This is a genomic window from Citrobacter sp. On2M, assembly GCF_018035235.1.
Taxonomy (GTDB): domain Bacteria; phylum Pseudomonadota; class Gammaproteobacteria; order Enterobacterales; family Enterobacteriaceae; genus Citrobacter; species Citrobacter meridianamericanus.
In genome coordinates this window covers 124,557-142,507 of the sequence record NZ_WPCV01000005.1, presented here as the reverse complement: position 1 = coordinate 142,507, position 17,951 = coordinate 124,557, and the positions used below count along the sequence as shown (strand labels likewise).

Annotated in this window: 20 protein-coding genes; 6 read left to right on the top strand and 14 right to left on the bottom strand. The window is 47.8% G+C overall.

Annotation, left to right across the window (positions count from 1 at the left end):
* Positions 1–115: 115 nt before the first annotated feature.
* Positions 116–466, top strand: coding sequence for a DUF2002 family protein (locus On2M_RS18635; RefSeq protein WP_061068432.1), 351 nt, complete (start codon positions 116–118; stop codon positions 464–466).
* 36 nt (positions 467–502) lie between these two features.
* Here the strand turns inward: On2M_RS18635 and alaE are convergent, their stop codons facing one another.
* Positions 503–952, bottom strand: coding sequence for an L-alanine exporter AlaE (alaE, locus tag On2M_RS18630; protein WP_151218168.1), 450 nt, complete (start codon positions 950–952; stop codon positions 503–505).
* A 555-nt stretch (positions 953–1,507) separates the two neighbouring features.
* Between alaE and stpA the strand changes: the two genes are divergently transcribed.
* On the top strand, positions 1,508–1,909 hold the full coding sequence (gene stpA, locus On2M_RS18625) for a DNA-binding protein StpA (protein ID WP_210905297.1): 402 nt from the start codon (positions 1,508–1,510) through the stop codon (positions 1,907–1,909).
* Between the two features lie 36 nt (positions 1,910–1,945).
* Here stpA and On2M_RS18620 read toward each other — a convergent pair whose 3' ends face one another.
* The 3 genes from On2M_RS18620 to On2M_RS18610 all read right to left on the bottom strand — a co-directional run bounded on the left by On2M_RS18620 (position 1,946) and on the right by On2M_RS18610 (position 3,042).
* A complete protein-coding gene (locus On2M_RS18620; protein WP_151218167.1) occupies positions 1,946–2,125 on the bottom strand; it encodes a hypothetical protein in 180 nt (59 codons plus the stop codon).
* Positions 2,126–2,205: 80 nt separating this feature from the next.
* A complete protein-coding gene (locus On2M_RS18615) occupies positions 2,206–2,733 on the bottom strand; it encodes a rhodanese family protein (protein WP_151218166.1) in 528 nt (175 codons plus the stop codon).
* 9 nt (positions 2,734–2,742) lie between these two features.
* On the bottom strand, positions 2,743–3,042 hold the full coding sequence (locus tag On2M_RS18610; protein WP_210905296.1) for a metalloregulator ArsR/SmtB family transcription factor: 300 nt from the start codon (positions 3,040–3,042) through the stop codon (positions 2,743–2,745).
* Between the two features lie 184 nt (positions 3,043–3,226).
* Between On2M_RS18610 and On2M_RS18605 the strand changes: the two genes are divergently transcribed.
* Positions 3,227–3,385: a YqaE/Pmp3 family membrane protein gene (locus On2M_RS18605; RefSeq protein WP_003037242.1), complete on the top strand. Its 159-nt coding sequence runs from the start codon at positions 3,227–3,229 to the stop codon at positions 3,383–3,385.
* Positions 3,386–3,480: 95 nt separating this feature from the next.
* On the top strand, positions 3,481–3,930 hold the full coding sequence (lysM, locus tag On2M_RS18600) for a peptidoglycan-binding protein LysM (RefSeq protein WP_137376263.1): 450 nt from the start codon (positions 3,481–3,483) through the stop codon (positions 3,928–3,930).
* Between the two features lie 12 nt (positions 3,931–3,942).
* On the opposite strand, the gene csiR is transcribed toward lysM, so the two are convergent.
* From csiR to On2M_RS18565, 7 genes are all read right to left on the bottom strand, one after another.
* Complete coding sequence (gene csiR / locus On2M_RS18595; RefSeq protein WP_151218165.1) at positions 3,943–4,629, bottom strand: DNA-binding transcriptional regulator CsiR; 687 nt, start codon at positions 4,627–4,629, stop codon at positions 3,943–3,945.
* 45 nt (positions 4,630–4,674) lie between these two features.
* A complete protein-coding gene (gene gabP / locus On2M_RS18590; RefSeq protein ID WP_187253086.1) occupies positions 4,675–6,075 on the bottom strand; it encodes a GABA permease in 1,401 nt (466 codons plus the stop codon).
* Between the two features lie 136 nt (positions 6,076–6,211).
* Positions 6,212–7,495 carry a 4-aminobutyrate--2-oxoglutarate transaminase gene (gene gabT, locus On2M_RS18585; RefSeq protein WP_151218164.1) on the bottom strand — a complete coding sequence of 428 codons (1,284 nt, stop codon included), beginning with the start codon at positions 7,493–7,495 and terminating at the stop codon, positions 6,212–6,214.
* A 25-nt stretch (positions 7,496–7,520) separates the two neighbouring features.
* On the bottom strand, positions 7,521–8,969 hold the full coding sequence (gene gabD / locus On2M_RS18580; protein WP_151224231.1) for an NADP-dependent succinate-semialdehyde dehydrogenase: 1,449 nt from the start codon (positions 8,967–8,969) through the stop codon (positions 7,521–7,523).
* 23 nt (positions 8,970–8,992) lie between these two features.
* Positions 8,993–10,261, bottom strand: a complete 1,269-nt coding sequence (gene lhgO / locus On2M_RS18575; protein WP_210905295.1) for an L-2-hydroxyglutarate oxidase — start codon at positions 10,259–10,261, stop codon at positions 8,993–8,995.
* 19 nt (positions 10,262–10,280) lie between these two features.
* Positions 10,281–11,258, bottom strand: a complete 978-nt coding sequence (gene glaH / locus On2M_RS18570) for a glutarate dioxygenase GlaH (protein ID WP_151218162.1) — start codon at positions 11,256–11,258, stop codon at positions 10,281–10,283.
* Between the two features lie 306 nt (positions 11,259–11,564).
* A complete protein-coding gene (locus tag On2M_RS18565; RefSeq protein ID WP_044713312.1) occupies positions 11,565–11,909 on the bottom strand; it encodes a PapB/FocB family fimbrial expression transcriptional regulator in 345 nt (114 codons plus the stop codon).
* Positions 11,910–12,563: 654 nt separating this feature from the next.
* Between On2M_RS18565 and On2M_RS18560 the strand changes: the two genes are divergently transcribed.
* Entirely contained in the window at positions 12,564–13,238 is a 675-nt protein-coding gene (locus tag On2M_RS18560) for a hypothetical protein (protein ID WP_151218161.1), read from the top strand.
* 124 nt (positions 13,239–13,362) lie between these two features.
* Here the strand turns inward: On2M_RS18560 and On2M_RS18555 are convergent, their stop codons facing one another.
* Both On2M_RS18555 and On2M_RS18550 read right to left on the bottom strand, forming a co-directional pair.
* Positions 13,363–13,869: a hypothetical protein gene (locus On2M_RS18555; protein WP_199991621.1), complete on the bottom strand. Its 507-nt coding sequence runs from the start codon at positions 13,867–13,869 to the stop codon at positions 13,363–13,365.
* A gap of 88 nt (positions 13,870–13,957) precedes the next feature.
* Complete coding sequence (locus On2M_RS18550) at positions 13,958–14,185, bottom strand: adhesin biosynthesis transcription regulatory family protein (protein WP_229235785.1); 228 nt, start codon at positions 14,183–14,185, stop codon at positions 13,958–13,960.
* Between the two features lie 820 nt (positions 14,186–15,005).
* Between On2M_RS18550 and On2M_RS18545 the strand changes: the two genes are divergently transcribed.
* Positions 15,006–16,376 (top strand): sensor domain-containing diguanylate cyclase, encoded by a 1,371-nt coding sequence (locus On2M_RS18545; RefSeq protein WP_187253083.1) that lies wholly within the window; start codon positions 15,006–15,008, stop codon positions 16,374–16,376.
* Positions 16,377–16,432: 56 nt separating this feature from the next.
* Here On2M_RS18545 and On2M_RS18540 read toward each other — a convergent pair whose 3' ends face one another.
* A complete protein-coding gene (locus tag On2M_RS18540; protein WP_151218160.1) occupies positions 16,433–17,947 on the bottom strand; it encodes a tripartite tricarboxylate transporter permease in 1,515 nt (504 codons plus the stop codon).
* Positions 17,948–17,951 lie beyond the last annotated feature (4 nt).

The window sequence follows — 17,951 nt, the reverse complement described above, 5'->3', positions numbered from 1 at the left end:
GGTTCTTACGATATTCGTCCCACCCTGGTCACTCGTTTATGGACTTTTCTGAAAGCGTTGCTAATGCTGAATCAGGTAAGGTAAGCCCGCAGTAAAAGATAACGAGGAAAATAATATGTATTTACGACCTGATGAGGTGGCGCGCGTACTTGAAAAAGTGGGCTTTACCGTTGATGTAGTGACTCAGAAAACGTATGGCTATCGTCGTGGCGAAAATTATGTGTACGTTAACCGTGAAGCACGCATGGGACGTACCGCATTAATTATCCATCCCACGCTAAAAGAGCGAAGCTCTTCGCTGGCAGAACCTGCGACGGATATTAAAACCTGCGATCATTACCAACAATTTCCACTGTATTTAGCCGGTGAGACACACGAACACTATGGTATTCCGCACGGCTTTAGCTCGCGAATTGCGTTGGAGCGTTATCTGAGTGGGTTGTTTGGCGACGTTAGCTCAAACTAATAATGCGACTGGCAGGGCCAGTCGCGAAGAGACCTGTCAGGCTTTAGCCTGGTGATAGCTGCTGACCTTAAACAGGCGGCGGCAATAATCAAGAAAGTAGCCATAGACCGCGCCCATCAGCATTGATACCACGATATTCGAACTGACTGCAGCCGTAATCTGGTGCCAGTCTGCGCCAACCGTCAACAGAATAATCACATACACTGGCGACTGGAAGGTGACATAAGCCAGCACGTCCGCCAGATTTTTCCCCCACCCAGCCTGCGTGGTTTTGCGTGCCGCGCGCATAAATAAATCGCGGTACATGCCGTATGGCCACGCGATCAGTATGTTAATGGGGATAGCAACGAGTCTGGAGTACAGGGACTGTTCGAAGCTCATTCCTGAAAGGAATATTTCGATCAACATGTTCACGACAGAACAATAAACAACCATCGCGAACGTGTCTGCTACTGCATGACGCAAGCGTGACTGCGGAGAGAACATGTTAATGCTCCTTGTAAAAAGAGAAAAAAAGGTTTTGAATACCTTTCTGCTAGTGATTTGTCTTGCTGAATTCGCGTTTAAATAGGATATCTGGCTGGATAATAACTATCAACTAGCTTAAAATTTTTATTTATTACCTTTTTGTCGATAAAATGCTCTGTAATGGTGTGTTTTTTGTTCGTTTTGGTGTTTTCGTTGCTGGGTTAAGAAAAAATGTTTTAGATCAACTGGTTATGGTTATTTGTTTTTATGAATTTTTTGCGCTCCTTTTCTGAATGTTGACCAATGTTCAATATATCTACTCGTCGATTCTGCGCGATAGTGTGGCCTGGTTATCAAGTGACGCATCGAGATACCTTGAAGGTATATTTATCGTGGCTATCAGAGGAACGGAAATATTATATAGATAATATAAAAATTGATACCATAAATACCTGTGTTGGATTTTTGTTTTATAACATACGAATAAATTAGACTGGAAATATAATAGGTAGTTGCATACAATATTTAGCGTAATACCATTTTTATGTTTTACGTTAAAGAGGTTTTGTTAATATGAGTTCAATGTTAAAAAACTTAAATAATATCCGCTCGCTGCGAGCAATGGCTCGAGAATTTTCTGTTGAAGTGCTGGAAGATATGCTTGAAAAATTCAGAGTTGTGACCAAAGAACGGCGCGATGAAGAAGAACAGCTACAGCGCCAACGTGCAGAACAGCAGGAAAAAATTAATACCTTGCTGGCGCTGATGCAGGCAGACGGGATCAATCCGGAAGAGCTGCTGAGCATAACGTCTGTGACGGCACGTTCAGTTAAAAAACGTCTGCCGCGCCCGGCGAAATATCGTTTTACCGATCTCAATGGTGAAACAAAAACATGGACTGGACAAGGTCGCACACCGAAGCCAATTGCCGAGGCGCTGGCTGCCGGTAAATCGCTTGATGACTTTTTGATCTAATTATGAATGCGGTGAGGGTGTCCTCACCGCTTATTTTCAGCAAACGCCGAAATCACCTTCTTCGGTATATCGCGTCACATCAGCCGCTTTCAGCGTGAATTTCTCACCGCTTTCATTACTGGCTTGTACCGCCACAATTTGATCGTCATTGACTTCGACAACTTTCAGTTTGGGGCCGCCCATGCGCGGTTGAACCAGATCGCCAGGTTGAAACATAGTGCACTCCTTTATTTATCGCAGAACTCACCATAGATCACGTCAATCGGCGGGTACAGCGCTGTTTCAAGGTTTACCGCTTAATGAGTACGTCGGTTCCAGGGCATGATGTCCAGTAATCGTGCCATGCCGCAAAAGCCGGTCACACCAGCGAGTATCAGCCCCGCGCCGACAAAACCGCTCAGCAGGAAGAAGGCGCTATTGACGGCGTAACCCAGTATGACGCCGAACAGGGCAAGGCTACCTGCGGCTATCTGCACCTGACGCATCAGCGGTAACGGTTGTGAACTGTCTTTTGCCACCGGCAAACCTGCAGATTTCCAGCCGTCAATTCCGCCCTCCAACAACCAGACCTGCGCAGGAGCGGCAAGAGCACTCAGTTTTGTCGCCGCGTTTTGTGTACGTTTGCCAGACTGACAGTGAAAGATAATCTTTTCGGCGCGGAGATTCGCAGGCAACGCCCCATGCTCGAGCGTCGATAACGGGGCCAGATGCGCCTCAGGGATATGTTCGTGCAGATACTCGTCAGCATCGCGGATATCAATCAGTTTTGCGCCTTGTGCGACCAGCGTCTGCGCTTCGCGTGGGGAAATCGTCCCAATAGTCATGATGGCTCCTTATGGGCAATAAAGTGTCTTTAATGTGGCGATCAGCGAATTCACGGCCGCATTTTTGATGGAGTACAGGATGCGCTGGGCATCGCGTTGGCTGTCTATCAGGCCTTCTTCTCGCATACGTGCCAGGTGCTGCGAAGTGGCGGAGGGACTGAGGCCGGTAATACGGGCTAACTCGCCCGCGCTGGTACCGGGCGAACCGCAGAGCATGCACAAAATCAGCAACCGCTTCGGGTTACTCATCGCTTTGAGCAGAGCGGCAGCCTGTTCCGCGCTGGCCTGATGTTGTTCAAGTTCTGTCATATGTATTTAAGCATAATCTAAATTAAGTAAATTCTAAAATAAAAAATCAACCTACGCCAGCGTCAAAAGCGTAAAAGAGGGTAAAACAACAGGGCGAGACGGGAGGAGTTAGCTACACTGATTAGTCTTAGAGATAAAATCTCTTTTTAAACAATGGTTAATTTTTTGCTTGTAGGGAGTATGTATGGGTTTCTGGAGAATCGTTTTTACTATTATTTTGCCTCCGCTCGGCGTGCTGCTGGGTAAAGGATTCGGTTGGGCTTTTATTCTCAATATCGTTCTGACGCTGCTGGGCTACATCCCAGGTCTGATCCACGCCTTCTGGATACAGACGCGTAACTAATTCCCCTTCTACAACGGCGCTTTGGCGCCGTTTTCGTTGTGCTCCTTTCTCCTCTGCTACACTTTTCAGGTTGATTGTTTATTATCGAGGTGGATATGGGTCTCTTCAATTTTGTAAAAGATGCGGGTGAGAAACTGTGGGATGCGGTCACTGGAAATCATGACACAGCCGATCTGGCAAAAAAAGTGCAGGAACACCTGAATAAAACCGGTATTCCAGATGCGGATAAAGTGGACGTCCAAATTAACGAAGGCAAAGCCACCGTTTCTGGCGATGGATTAAGTCAGGAGGCGAAAGAAAAAATCCTGATAGCGATTGGTAATATCTCTGGTATTGCCAGTGTCGACGACCAGGTTAAAACCTCTGCGCCCGCGAGTGAAAGCCAGTTTTATACCGTGAAATCGGGGGATACCCTGAGCGCTATTGCCAAACAGGTTTACGGCAACGCTAATCTGTATAATCAAATATTTGAAGCAAATAAACCGATGCTGAAAAGCCCGGATAAAATTTATCCCGGGCAGGTTTTACGTATTCCGCAACAATAATAATGTTCAGGTTTATTGCGTCAGCAATTTGCCGGACATCGCCTGTTGAATAATCGGAATCGGCGTCAGCAGGTGCTGACGCATTAATTCGCTGGCTCGCGGGGCATCGCGTGCCAGAATTGCTTCGATCAGCGTTTGGTGCTGATCGTGTTTATCTTCCAACATCTCAACCGACAGCACCGTTTTTCGCAGCCAGATAAACCGGTAGCGCGCCGCCAAATCGAACAGTCGTTCGCGCATTTGCAGCAAATATTGTGAACCGCAGCCGGAGACAATCGCTGAGTGAAACGCCTGATGGCGCTGATCCCACTCGTCGAGCATCTGTTCACTGGCGTCAATCGCTTCAAGCTTAGCGAGCATATGCGCCCGCGCCAGAATTTCAGCTTCCCAGGCATCGTCGCCGCGTTCAATCGCCAGCGCGACCAGCATGGCCTCCATATTGGCGCGGGCATCGAAAATATCGAGCAACTCCTGCTCGGACATTGGGGCGACACGATATCCTTTCTGATTGACCACCGTGACCAGCCGCTCGGCAACCAGTTGCGAAAGCGCTTCGCGTAGCGGTCCCACGCCAAGATCATAACGCGAGGTCAGCAGGCTCATACGCAGTTTTTCATCAGGCTGATACACACCGCGGATGATGTCGTTCTTCAGCCAGCGGTATCCATCAATGGCCGTCGGTTGGTGAATGGCGGTCATGGTTTCACTCCTGAACGGATTTCCCGGCCTGAGCCGGGAACAGGTTTAATGCGTATTTTGCAATGGTGCTTTTTGCCACGATAGCAGTTTTTTCCAGCGCGACATAATGGGCACGGTACAAATAATTCCTATGGCTAACAACCCGGTAGAGATAACTTCCAGCTGTTGTGCCGGGCGAAACAGCATTACCACCAGCACAAAGATAATAAACGCGATCACCAGCCAGGTTAGCCACGGATAAAGCCACATTTTCAGTTTGATTTCACCACCTCGCGCCAGCAGGATTTTACGCATCCGCAGTTGGGAAATCGCAATCACCAGATACACCAACAGTGCGATGGCGCCGGAGCTGTCGATCAGGAATTTGAATACTTTGGCCGGGGCATAATAGTTGACGACCACAGTGAGAAAGGCGGCACCTGTCGACAGTAACACTGCAACATAAGGCGTTTTACTGCGGTTTGTTTTGCCCATAAAAGCGGGTGCATCGCCGCGACGACTCAGGGAGTAGAGCATGCGTGATGAGGTATACAGTGCGGAGTTCAGACAACTAGTCACCGACAACAAAATGACGCAGTCCATGATCAGCTTCGCATGTGGGATATGCAGTAACTCCAGCACTGAACGATAAGAGCCCACTTCTTTCAGTCCCGGCATGTTCCATGGGATCAGCGCCACTACCACGAAAATAGAGCACAGATAGAAGATGGAGATACGCCAGATAACCGAGTTGGTGGCGCGGACGATGTGTTTATCCGGGGTATCGGATTCGGCGGCGGCGATAGTGACAATTTCCGCGCCCATAAAGGAGAACATGGTGATCAGCATCGCGCTGAGCACAGCGCCGAAACCGTTGGGCATGAAGCCGCCATGATCCCACAGGCGCGAAACCCCACTGACTTCGGCATAAGGGTAGAAACCGCTAATCGCCACCGCGCCGAGGGTTATAAACGCCAGAATGGCAATCACTTTGCACAGCGCCAGCCAGAACTCGAACTCACCATAATTTTTGACGCTCAGCAAATTACTGCCGGTTAATGCCAGCGTGATAACCAGAGAAAACAGCCAGATAGGGATGCCCGGGACCCAGGAGTGAAGAATAATGGCGGCAATATTCGCTTCCAATGGGATCACCAACACCCAGAACCACCAGTACAACCAACCGATGGTATAACCTGCCCACGGGCCGATGGCCTTATCGGCATAGGTAGAAAACGATCCGGTATCCGGGGTGGCGACGGCCATTTCGGCCAGCATACGCATAATCATCACCACCAGTAACCCAGCGAACAGGTACGCTAATAGCACTGCGGGACCGGCTTCTGCTATCGCCACGCTTGAACCGACAAATAAACTTGCGCCGATAACTCCGGCAATAGACAGCATGGTAACGTGGCGTGATTTCAGCCCGCCCCCTAAATCATGTGATTGTGACACTTGCCCCATCGTTTAAACCTCTCGAAAGTATTGCACTTGGGAGAGCACCCCGGCATTCCCGCGCCGGGGCACGCGTATTATTGTTATTGATTTGTTTGCCGGATAAGGCGCATTTGCATCGCCATCCGGCTCGGATGCAGGGGTGTTAACCTTGCTTCGCCTCGGCAAAACATTGAGCGATGATGTCCAGCCCCTGGTGGATTTGCGCATCTTCAATGGTCAGCGGGACAAGGATGCGCAGGACGTTGTAGTAAGGCCCGCAGGAGAGCAGGATCAGTCCTTTATCACGCGCACGCGCGACAATTTCGGCGGTCAGTTTGGCGTCTGGTTTTGCATGGTCGCCATCTTCGAACAGTTCGATAGCAATCATCGCCCCCAGCCCGCGAACGTCGCCAATCTCGCGGTGGGTTTCCGCAATAGCCAGCAGACCTTCACGCAGGGTTTGCCCCAACTCGTTGGCTTTTTGCAGCAGATTTTCCTGTTCGAAAATGTTCAGTACCGCCAGCGCGGCGGCACAGGCAATCGGATTACCAGCATAAGTACCGCCCAGCCCGCCCGGTGGAATAGCGTCCATGACGTCGGCGCGTCCGGTCACGCCCGCCAGCGGGAAACCTCCGGCGATGGATTTTGCGAAGGTGGTGAGATCGGGCGCAACGCCCATCTGTTCCATGGCAAACAGTGTACCGGTACGGCCCGCGCCACTCTGGACTTCGTCAGCAATCAGCATGATGCCGTGCTCATCACAAATGGCGCGCAACCGTTGCATAAAGGCCGGTGAGGCGGCGTAAAAACCCCCCTCGCCCTGAACAGGTTCAATCACGATGGCGGCAACGTCTTCCGGTGCGGCATCATTTTTGAAGATGCGATGAATGCTGGCGATAGCATCGTCGTCACTGATGCCATGCAGCGGGCACGGGTAAAGCGCGCGATACACATGGCCAGGCATCAGCCCCATTCCGGCAGAGTACGGGTTTACTTTCCCGGTCAGAGACAAAGTGTAATGGGTACGACCGTGGTAAGCGCCGCTAAAGGCGATTGTGCCGGTGCGTTTGGTGGCGGCGCGGGCGATTTTTACCGCGTTTTCCACCGCTTCAGAACCAGTCGTTACCAGCAGAGTTTTCTTGGCAAAATCGCCCGGCACTTTCTTGTTCATGATTTCGCACAGCTCCAGGTAAGGCTCATAGGCCAGCACCTGGAAACAGGTATGGGACAGTTTTTTCAACTGCGCTTCTACCGCAGAGACAATCTGCGGGTGCAGGTGGCCGGTGTTTAGCACTGCGATACCACCGGCAAAATCGAGGAATTCGCGGCCTTCAACGTCCCAGACCCGACAGTTTTCTGCTCGCTCGGCGAAAATAGGGTGGATCTGTCCTACGCCACGGGGAACGGCGTTGCTGCGACGTTGCATGAGTTCTTTGTTGGTGCTCATCAGGTGTTCTCCAGTATTTGTTTTATTAAAGGCCGATGCACATGTATTTGATTTCTAAGTAGTCTTCGATGCCGTATTTTGAACCTTCACGGCCAAGACCGGAGGCTTTGATTCCTCCAAATGGAGCGACTTCGTTGGAGATGATGCCGGTGTTAATGCCGACGATGCCGTATTCCAGCGCTTCGCCAACCCTGAAAACGCGGCTCAAATCACGGGCGTAGAAATAGGCTGCCAGACCAAACTCGGTGTCGTTGGCCTGAGCGATGACATCTGCTTCGTCTTTAAAGCGAAACAGCGGCGCCAGTGGGCCAAACGTCTCTTCTTTGGCGACCTTTGCGTTGTCAGGCACATCCACCAGAATGGTGGGCTGGAAGAAGTTCCCGCCGAGCGAGTGAGGTTTACCGCCCGCGATAATGCGCGCGCCTTTATCCAGGGCATCGGCGATGTGCTCCTGCACCTTGGCGACCGCTTTTTCGTCGATCAACGGTCCGGTGGTGACGTCAGGTTGCAGACCATCGCCGAGGTGCAGTTTGCTCACAGCCTGCTGAAGTTTTTCGGCAAAACGCTCATACACACCGTCCTGCACGTACAGACGGTTGGCACAGACGCAGGTCTGCCCGGCGTTACGGAATTTCGAGGCCAGCGCGCCTTCCACGGCTTTGTCGAGATCGGCATCGTCAAAGACGATAAACGGTGCATTGCCGCCCAGTTCCAGCGACACTTTTTTGATGTCTTTGGCGCACTGTTGCATTAACTGACGACCAATTTCGGTTGAACCGGTAAATGACAGCTTGCGCACCAGCGGGTTGCCGGTCAGCTCGTTACCGACTGCGCTGGCTGAACCGGTCACCACGCTGAAAACGCCTGCCGGGATCCCGGCGCGATTAGCAAGCTCTGCCAGCGCCAGTGCGGAGAATGGCGTCTGGCTGGCGGGTTTGAGCACCATGGTGCAACCTGCCGCCAGCGCCGGACCTGCTTTGCGGGTGATCATCGCCGCCGGGAAGTTCCACGGCGTAATCGCGGCGGTAACGCCGATCGGCTGTTTGATGACGATCAGGCGTTTGTCAGCCTGATGGCCAGGTATCGTATCGCCATAAATGCGTTTGCCCTCTTCGGCAAACCACTCAATAAAGGAGGCGGCGTAGGTAATTTCGCCTTTGGCCTCCGCCAGTGGTTTTCCCTGTTCCAGGGTCATCAGACGGGCGAGATCGTCTTGATGCTCAATCATCAGATTGAACCAGCGGCGCAGAATGTTGGCCCGCTCTTTGGCGGTCAGCGCACGCCAGGCGGGCAGCGCGCGGTTGGCGGCGTTAATCGCTTCGCGGGTTTCATCCGCCCCCATTTTTGGTACGCTACCCAATTGCTGACCGTTGGCGGGGTTGGTCACCGCGAGGGTCTCGCCGCTGTTGGCGTCACGCCAGTTGCCGTCGATCAGTGCCTGCTGGCGAAATAAGGTTGGATCGTTAAGTTGCATAATTGCTTCCTGTCTTCATCGTTTTAGCGGGTGAATGCGGCGTGTAATGTCTCCACGCTACGTGCCGCACGCAGCGTGCGTCCGGGATTACTCTGGTTCTCAAGCAGCGCATGAACTTTACTGACAATATGCGCGCCGATAGGGATTGCTGACGTTGCCGCAGGAGAAGGGGCATTACAGGTATGAATTGAACGTGGCGTGGTCACAAACAGAAAATCATCGATCAGTTTGCCGTCAGGTGATACCGCCTGTGCCCGCACGCCCGCAGGCCAGGGCTGCAGATCGTGTTGTGTCAGGCTCGGGCAGTACTTTTGCACCAGTCGCAGATAACCGCTTTTGCACAACGAATTCTTCATTTCGCCAAGCCCGGATCGCAGGTTGTTTTGCAGCACGCGGCGAATACCGGAAGAGCCGAAGATCTCCAGCGTATCGCTCAGTGAGAAGTCGCGCTTACGGTAGCCTTCGCGTTTAAACGCCAGCACCGCGTTGGGGCCGACCGTGACGCTGCCGTCGATCATCCGGGTCAGATGCACGCCGAGAAACGGCATCTCCGGATCGGGGATCGGGTAAATCAGATGATTAACTATCTGGTTATGTTCTGATGCCAGACGAAAGTATTCGCCACGGAACGGACATATGATAAAGCCGGGTTCGACACCGAGCATTTTCACCAGTCGATCCGCCATCAGCCCGGAGCAGCTAATTAGCGTCGCACCTTCATACTCCTGACCCTGACGCGTATGGACGATCACCCCCGCGGCATGCTCTTTCAGCGCGCTGACCTCGGCGTTGTAAACAATCTCACCGCCCTTGGCCTGGAAAATCTTCGCCATCGCGGCGGTCACTTCACGGTAGCTGACGATCCCGCTCGACGGGACGAAAATACCGCCCAGACCGGTGATATTCGGTTCACGCTCGCGAAGCTCTTGTGCATTCAACCATTCACGCTCAAGGCCGTTAGCGGCGGTGCGATCCCATAGCGCACGCATGCGCTCCATTTCCAGAGAGGAGGTGGCAACCAGCATTTTTCCGCAGACGTCGTAGCGGATGCTGTTTTGATCACAAAAGGCTTTGGTGGCGCGATTTCCGGCCAGGCAAAACTGCGCCTTCAGGCTGCCAGGCGTGTAATAGACCCCGGCGTGGATCACACCGCTGTTATGGCCCGTCTGGTGACAGGCCGGGCCGGACTCTTTTTCCAGCAGCGCGATTCTGGCGTCCGGATAGACATCAATCAGTTGCATGGCGGTCGACATGCCGATAATACCGCCGCCAATAATCACAAAATCATACATCCGCTTTTTTCCTTCGCGCTTACTGATGGGTCTGGTAGTGGTTGGTCGCGTAAGCGAAATAACCACGCTGGCGCATCAGTTCGCGGCGCAGGTCAGGATGCGAGGTGAAACGATCGCGACCGTGTAGCCAGAACAGGTTGTTGATCAGCAGGAATTTACCGACTGAAACCGGTACGGAAATAATGCTTTTGCTGGTTTCCAGCGCGTCGGACAGGTCGCTCAGCCAGACGCCTTCTTCATAGTCTTTTGGCTGGACGAACTGGTCGATGTAACGCATTACCGGACGACCCTGCTGGTCAACGTCAAACACCGGATGGAACACTTCCTGGCTCACGTTTTTGCTTGGCGGCGCGGCAAAGCGCATGGGGCGGCGTGCCAGCGGATGGGTAAAGTACTGCTCCAGATGTTCCCAGTCGTCGAGGTGCAGCAGCAGCGAGTTACCGCCGGTCATGTTCTGCTCGTCAATCTTCATCATCAGTACATAGTCTGTTACCTCTTCGAGGTAGGTTCCGTCGTTATGTAGCTCCATAACACGGTGCGGCTGACGCAGATAGCTGTCTGAGTTATCGACATTTTTCACTACAAAACGTGCATAGTATTGCCCACTCATCGCATCAAAATTGGAGCGTCCAATAAGATGCGCAACCGCCGTCGCCAGCTTGACCATCTCTTCTGCCTGCGCCACATCATCCACGCCAACGGCATTGATCAGCAGTGCGCCTTCGGCACGATCGAGCAACGTTTTCAGCAGCAGAGGTTGCAACTGATTGCCGCAAAGGTCATCAAGGATTTTGCCGACTTTGAATCGCAGGAAGGATTTGTATTCCAGTGCCTGTACCGGCCACTGCGCCACGGCTTGCAGAAATTGCTCAGTGGTCTCAGCGGAAAAAGTCAGCTCGAGCAGGCGTGGGGACTGGGCTGATGGTTTCAACGTGAAACCGCTGTAGTGCTGGGCTGGATCTTCTGCGTTAGGTTTTACGGCAGTCAGTGCGTTCATCAAATCGTTCCTCTCAGTAGATTGTCAGGGAGATATGGCGCAGCTCATTTCGTAGCCATAAATTAAAAATATCTACATTTTTGAAAAACGCGCACAGAATGAGCTTCTTTGTTTATTATTTGTGATCAAAAGCAACAATTATTTAACATTGCAAACGGTGTGGATATCACGGGGTGAGGCGGGAAGGCGAGCTATCAGGCGTCATACCAGCAGATTTTTTGTCTATCTAACTTTTTGGTTATTAATGAATTTTTTGAGTGGTGCCACGTGTTCCACGTGGCCAATTAGTCTTTTTCTTCTTCAGATTTATGGCGACTGCTTTGATTGCTCAGTTGCGCTATTGGCAGAGACCGAATACGACTGTGAATACTCGGCGTAGAAAGGGTAGATGGTAATAATATCGTCGCTAATACTCTGTAACTGACGCAGTTTAACTGAGAAGTAACTTAATGAAGTTTTATTCGCGTTGCAGGCATCTTTGCGTTTCTTCCCGACGACCAGGAAATCTTTTAGTGCTGCAATATTATTCCTGCTGTTGATGCGAGCGATTTTAATTAAAACATTGAAATGTTCTTCGCTGAGGCTTCCATTTGACAAAGAACGATAGCTACGTGGACGGCAGTGTGACTGAGAAGGATGGCGCTGTGACATAAAAGGATCCATGGCTTTGGTTTCAAAAGTTCATTTTTTGCCATAGAAAAATATAAAATTTAATAATTTGTAATAACTCTAATTTAATCTAAAATCCGTAAAAATCAATAATCTAATTTTATATAAATTTATATAAAAAATGATATATATAACGAGTTCATTATTGTGAAGCATGAGCGAATGATTAAGTGTTTATCGATCCTGGACGGCGATGTATAGAGTAGGTTTTCAAGTGTTTTTATGAAATTTTGCGGTGGTGATTATTTTCCTTTGGTTGATGAAACATATTGTTACATTTTAACTTGAGTTATGGATTATTCTTTGTTTAGCGATATATTTTATTAAATTTATATAACTTTTATTTGTAATAACGATACGTGCATTTTTATATCACAATTCGTTAACTATTTTATTAACAATTTACTGTGTATTTGTTAGGTTGAATAACAAAAAAAATAGCCACTTTTTTTCCATGTTTACACTTGGTCTTATTTTACTATCATAATACAAAGTTAAATATGGCTGGGATAGATGGATGATTAAATGAAGTATACTTTATCAGCAAAGATATTCATTAGTGCTCTGGCTGTAAGCACAGTTTTTATCGCATGCTTGCTTTCCTGGATTGTCACTTTGTAAATGTGGGGTGAAAAAATGAGCTCTAATGAAGAAATTGATTTATTAGATTTTATAAAGTATGCCTTTAATAAATATCTACTAATATCATTTATCGTGTTTTTCTGTATTGTAATAGGTGGCGTGTTTTGTTACATCAATAACGATAAGGTGACGTTAACACTTGATATTACACCGAAAGTTTACTCACCATTTTTTTACACTTCATGCAACGATGATGTTGAATGCCGTAATGAAATATTCAAAACATTATTGGTGTCCAGAGTTGATAGTCGCTTTAGTGTCAATGAAAATAAAAAAAGTAATACCCTGAATCTGAAAGCCTTGGTTTCCAGGAATGAAGCAAATGAAATTGAGAACTCACTGCTCTCTCTTAACGCCGCACTCAATGCATGGTATGCAGATGATGTCGACAACGTATTGCAGGAGTTAAATGCGCGGCACGCTGATAATAAATCAACAGAGACCCTATCGCGTGCCTATCTAATCGCAGTGGCAACGAAACGTTATTTGGATAAGGGCGATATTGTTATTATATCAGAGCCGGTAGTGGTGGCTCGATACAATACTACTATGGTTCTTTTATTGTCAGCGCTTGTAGGACTTATTTTTTCTTTGTTATTGGTGATGTTAAGCTACCATAACCGTCAAGAAGAAAATAAATGTATAAATTGTCAGTTTAATATTAAGTAAACTGCTCCACTTAACGTAATTACGCCCCTGATGATTTGCATCGATAAGGGGCGTTAAAATATTCATTAACGTATAGAGGAGAGGAACTTAAAATGGAGTAGAATGATTTTCTCAAGTATCTACATTAAAAGCTAGCTATGACATTTTTGAATTCATGAAGATGATTCAATTTTAAATAGTTTAGACCTGCTTTCCTGTGCGCATACAATGTTGGTGGTGTACGTCCAGTCTTTTCTGCAATCTCTTTTATCTCAACACCTATAAATGAGAGCCATAATGCTTCCCATTGATATTTTGTAAGCCCCAATATGCCGTTAGCACAGTGAGGATGACGGGAGCGAAGATAAGTACTTCTTTCAATGGAATCTTTTAAATCCGCAATCGGCGTTCTGATGTCATAGGCCCTCAGTCCGGTCATATCGACAAAACGTCTTTCATTCGCATTTTTTTGATCATATAACACAATGCCTTTCCAGCCGTAGTTGTTGGAAATCTTACGCGTCATATCGAGCATTTTGATACGTTGTTTAAGGGTACTACCCGTGGTTACTAGCAACATGATGCCGATGCTTGCTGATGGATAGCAAAACGCGGGCGAAAGGTCTGATTCATTTATCCATGTGAAATCCACCAGGTTCTGGATGGCTAACTTCAGATAGCTATTAGCCGATACGCACACGATCTTAATATTATTACTCATTTTATATGAATTAGGTAAGTTAATTAATATTTGCACAATACCAAGGGTACATCTGTACGACGGAGCGACTAATGCGTTGCAATTGCCTGAGTTTAATTGACAGACAACTCTGTGAGATGCCGCTGATAAGACAAGCTTCATTTCGTTTTAATCCATTAACTAAATGAAGTTCGAGTGCGTATATAATCTTTTCACTATATATACTGGATATATCAATAAGCAAATGGAAATGGGTTTTATCTACCATTCCTGGTGTTAGGGTCCCTGGCGCTGGAATAGAAGAGTAATGTTCTGCAAAGCCATCCTTAATGTTCATTTCTTCCTCATGGCGCAAAATGATAACTATTGGCTTGAATGGTTCATTGATGAACTCTTCTTTAATAATAGCTTTAACATTGATTTAGTAAATAGCTCACAGTTTTATATTTGGCATTTTTGCGGGTTGATTTAATTCAGGGGTTACAAAAAATCCAATAAAATCAATTGTGAAGATGTTTTTTTGTTAATTATAACATTATGTGTTTTGATGAATTTGGCGATAATGCTCCTGGTATTTATTAAATAATGATAAAGGTTTAATCAATATAATAGAAAATTGATGTTTATTAAATGTTAAATTTATTAAAAATAATATAATTTGAATAAAAATCTAATAATTACCATGTGGACTAAAATGTGCATCGATCTAACATAAGAAATGTGCAATGCATTGCCAGACAACCGTCTGGTGGAAATTAACTCTTTTGTGTGATGAAAGCATAAGTACTTCTGGTAACTGGATGTGTAAGCCATACGAGTATAACTTTTTAAAAATCTCTAAGGCACCTACGTTAATTTTTTTTAGGAGGATTACTTGCTATTATGAAAATTATAATTTTTTTTGTGTGTGGTAACAATATCGACACAAAATAGTGAATTTTATGTCAATAATAAATTTTATACATCTGGCTGATGAGTAATTTAATTTTCTTAGAAAACATACAGTTGTATTATGACTAATAAACTTTATTTGCAAAGGAAAGATAAATAATATAAAAATGCCAGAAATATTCATCACCTGGATAAGTATGAACAAAAAAACGTATAGATTTAGTAATGGGTGGATTATTGGTTTTTATGTTATATTGATCGTCTTGTATTTGGGCGTGGGGTTATGTCTTTCGCAATTTAAAATAAGTGTAAAAAACGTCCCGCAAACAACATACTTAATCGTCATTGTGGGACTGTTGTTTCTCTATGCAATAATGTTTTTGTTTATGCTGTTTCAATATCTATGTCGAAAAGAGTTATCCTATATCTTTATTCTGGGTATAGCATTTATTAGCTGTGATATCTATTTTATTGAAACGATCTATATTGTGCAGGCGCTGATTAATGATAGTGTTTCAATCGAACAGAGAAGCAATGACATTGCTATCTTTTACTACTTTCGGCAATTGAGTTTTATCATTACGCTGTGTATCGGCATTAAAGCGTATAGAAACGATACGATTGTCATTGAGGATAAACAAAAGAAGCCGATACTGGAGATGATAACGGTCATCGTTGTGGTCGCAATAGGTATTCTTGCTCATAATTTATCAAGTTATAATCCCGATGTCGTGATAGATATCACCTGTTTAAAAGACGATCTGGTGACGTTGCATTGGGAATTAAGATACATTTATTCGTTAATTGCAGGTTGGGCCATAGCTTTAGTCTACCTTACATTGAAAACCCGATTGAACAATGCGTTGTGGGTCAGTATCGCTCTGATGTGCTGCTCGGCGATATTAACCAATTTATTACTTATCACTCTTGATGAGTACAGTATGTATATCTGGTACGTCAGTCGCGGACTTGAAATAATAAGCGCATTATGCGTAATCTCAATTTTAATGTTTAATACTTTCCTGCTACTAAAAAGAGAAACGGAATCCTCTATGAGAGATGCACTAACCAAAATTTATAATCGTAAGCTGTTCTATAAAACACTTAACTCTGCCATGCTACGTGGAAATGTTTGTGTGTTGATGCTTGATATTGATAAATTTAAGAGGATTAACGACACTTATGGACATCAGGAGGGAGATAAGGTGATCGTCTCCATCGTTTATATCATTAATAAATCGATTCGTGACTCCGATGTATTTGCTCGGGTGGGGGGAGAGGAGTTTGGCATTTTATTAAAATGCAATGATAAACAGGAGGCTATGGTGGTGGCTGAGCGGATTCGACAAAATGTAGAAAAACTCACGTTACCGCCAAATGTATTTGGTATTAAAGAACAGATGACCATAAGCATCGGGGTTTATTTTAGTTCTCCGAAAGATGAATCGGGTGATAAAGTCGTTTCCTATGCTGATGCTGCACTTTACGCCGCAAAAAATGCAGGCAGAAATAAAGTGATGTATTACTGCGGTCCCCACGAGCTAACGTGTCCGTGCGTACAGCCATAACCAGCAGTATGTTAGCCGGCCAACAACGCCATCGCGTAGTTGGCCGGCAATATTGACTAACCTGCATCTACCTGCGGTTTACTGTTACGTTTACGGATCAGGCGCAGCACCGGCGGGACCACAATAACTACTACCGCCATTACCAACAGCACTTTTGCCACGCCGCTGGCCCACAGAATATCCATACTCCCGTTACTGATGGACAGCGCCCGGCGCAGGTTCTGCTCCAACATTTCCCCGAGAACGAAGCCTAAAATTAACGGCGACATCGGGAAGTGCATTTTACGCAATATGTAGCCCAGCACGCCTAAGGCAACCATCAGCACCAGATCGAAGGTGGTGCTGTGGACGGCATACACGCCCACGGCTGAAACCGCTGCAATAGCCGGTACTAAAAACCACAGCGGGATGGTCAGCATACGGGTAAACAAACCGATCAGCGGGATGTTCATCACCAGCAGCATCACGTTGGCAATCAGCAGCGCTGCAATCAGCCCCCAGACGATATCCGGCTGCTCGGTAAACATGGCCGGCCCCGGTGTGATGTTGTAAAGCGTTAGCGCGCCCATCATTACCGCCGTGGTGCCGGAACCCGGCACGCCGAGCGTCAGCATCGGAATGAACGAGCCGCAGGCCGAGGCGTTGTTTGCTGCTTCGGGGGCCGCCACTCCGCGTATATCACCTTTACCGAAGCTGTCGCTGTTGCCGCTGAGTTTTTTCTCCGTCATGTAGGTGATAGCACTCGCAATGGTCGCGCCTGCGCCGGGCAGGACCCCGACGAAAAAGCCAATCACCGACGAGCGCAAGGTTGCGCCAGCGCACTGCGCGCCTTCTTTAGCGTTAAATAGCATGCGACCCGTTTTACGCACCAGCGTCTGGCCACTGCTGGTATGTTCCAGCATTAACAATATTTCTGAGACAGAGAACAGCCCAATCACCACCACGATAAACTGCACACCGTCGGAAAGATGGACACTGTCAAAGGTAAAGCGATAAACCCCGGTATTGGCGTCTACGCCGACGGTCGCGAGTCCCAGACCGATGAGCGCTGCCAGAAATGATTTCAGCGGATTTTGCGCCATCATGCTGCCGAGGCATGCAATGGCGAAAACCATTAAGGCAAAGTATTCAGCCGGACCGAAGGCCAGCGACCACTGGGCTAATGCCGGGGCAAACAGAATGATGCCGCCGATAGCGATGAGCGAACCAAAGAAAGAGCTGACCGCAGAGATAGAAAGCGCCACACCACCGCGGCCTTGCTGCGCCATCGGGTAACCATCCAGCGCGGTCATAATCGCCGCCGCATCGCCGGGCACGTTCAGCAAAATCGACGAGATTCGCCCGCCGTATTCACAGCCGATATAGACTGTCGCCAGCAGGATCAGTGCAGACTCAGCAGGCAGGTGCAAAGCGAAGGCCAGAGGCAGGAGGATCGCCACACCGTTGATTGGCCCCAGTCCAGGCAACAGCCCGACAATGGTACCGACAAAACAGCCAATCAGGGCGATGACCAGGTTTTCCGGCGTCATGGCCACCGCGAAACCTTGTGAAAGATAAATCCAGGTATCCATCGTT

Excerpts from the sequence above, each read along its gene's own strand:
- On2M_RS18610 (WP_210905296.1), bottom strand. The coding sequence starts at position 3,042 with ATGACAGAACTTGAACAACATCAGGCCAGCGCGGAACAGGCTGCCGCT.
- lysM (WP_137376263.1), top strand. The coding sequence starts at position 3,481 with ATGGGTCTCTTCAATTTTGTAAAAGATGCGGGTGAGAAACTGTGGGAT.
- On2M_RS18545 (WP_187253083.1), top strand. The coding sequence starts at position 15,006 with ATGAACAAAAAAACGTATAGATTTAGTAATGGGTGGATTATTGGTTTT.
- On2M_RS18605 (WP_003037242.1), top strand. The coding sequence starts at position 3,227 with ATGGGTTTCTGGAGAATCGTTTTTACTATTATTTTGCCTCCGCTCGGC.
- alaE (WP_151218168.1), bottom strand. The coding sequence starts at position 952 with ATGTTCTCTCCGCAGTCACGCTTGCGTCATGCAGTAGCAGACACGTTC.
- On2M_RS18620 (WP_151218167.1), bottom strand. The coding sequence starts at position 2,125 with ATGTTTCAACCTGGCGATCTGGTTCAACCGCGCATGGGCGGCCCCAAA.
- stpA (WP_210905297.1), top strand. The coding sequence starts at position 1,508 with ATGAGTTCAATGTTAAAAAACTTAAATAATATCCGCTCGCTGCGAGCA.
- gabD (WP_151224231.1), bottom strand. The coding sequence starts at position 8,969 with ATGCAACTTAACGATCCAACCTTATTTCGCCAGCAGGCACTGATCGAC.
- gabT (WP_151218164.1), bottom strand. The coding sequence starts at position 7,495 with ATGAGCACCAACAAAGAACTCATGCAACGTCGCAGCAACGCCGTTCCC.
- glaH (WP_151218162.1), bottom strand. The coding sequence starts at position 11,258 with ATGAACGCACTGACTGCCGTAAAACCTAACGCAGAAGATCCAGCCCAG.
- On2M_RS18635 (WP_061068432.1), top strand. The coding sequence starts at position 116 with ATGTATTTACGACCTGATGAGGTGGCGCGCGTACTTGAAAAAGTGGGC.
- On2M_RS18540 (WP_151218160.1), bottom strand. The coding sequence starts at position 17,947 with ATGGATACCTGGATTTATCTTTCACAAGGTTTCGCGGTGGCCATGACG.
- csiR (WP_151218165.1), bottom strand. The coding sequence starts at position 4,629 with ATGACCGCCATTCACCAACCGACGGCCATTGATGGATACCGCTGGCTG.
- On2M_RS18550 (WP_229235785.1), bottom strand. The coding sequence starts at position 14,185 with ATGGTAGATAAAACCCATTTCCATTTGCTTATTGATATATCCAGTATA.
- On2M_RS18560 (WP_151218161.1), top strand. The coding sequence starts at position 12,564 with ATGAGCTCTAATGAAGAAATTGATTTATTAGATTTTATAAAGTATGCC.
- On2M_RS18615 (WP_151218166.1), bottom strand. The coding sequence starts at position 2,733 with ATGACTATTGGGACGATTTCCCCACGCGAAGCGCAGACGCTGGTCGCA.
- On2M_RS18565 (WP_044713312.1), bottom strand. The coding sequence starts at position 11,909 with ATGTCACAGCGCCATCCTTCTCAGTCACACTGCCGTCCACGTAGCTAT.
- lhgO (WP_210905295.1), bottom strand. The coding sequence starts at position 10,261 with ATGTATGATTTTGTGATTATTGGCGGCGGTATTATCGGCATGTCGACC.
- gabP (WP_187253086.1), bottom strand. The coding sequence starts at position 6,075 with ATGGGGCAAGTGTCACAATCACATGATTTAGGGGGCGGGCTGAAATCA.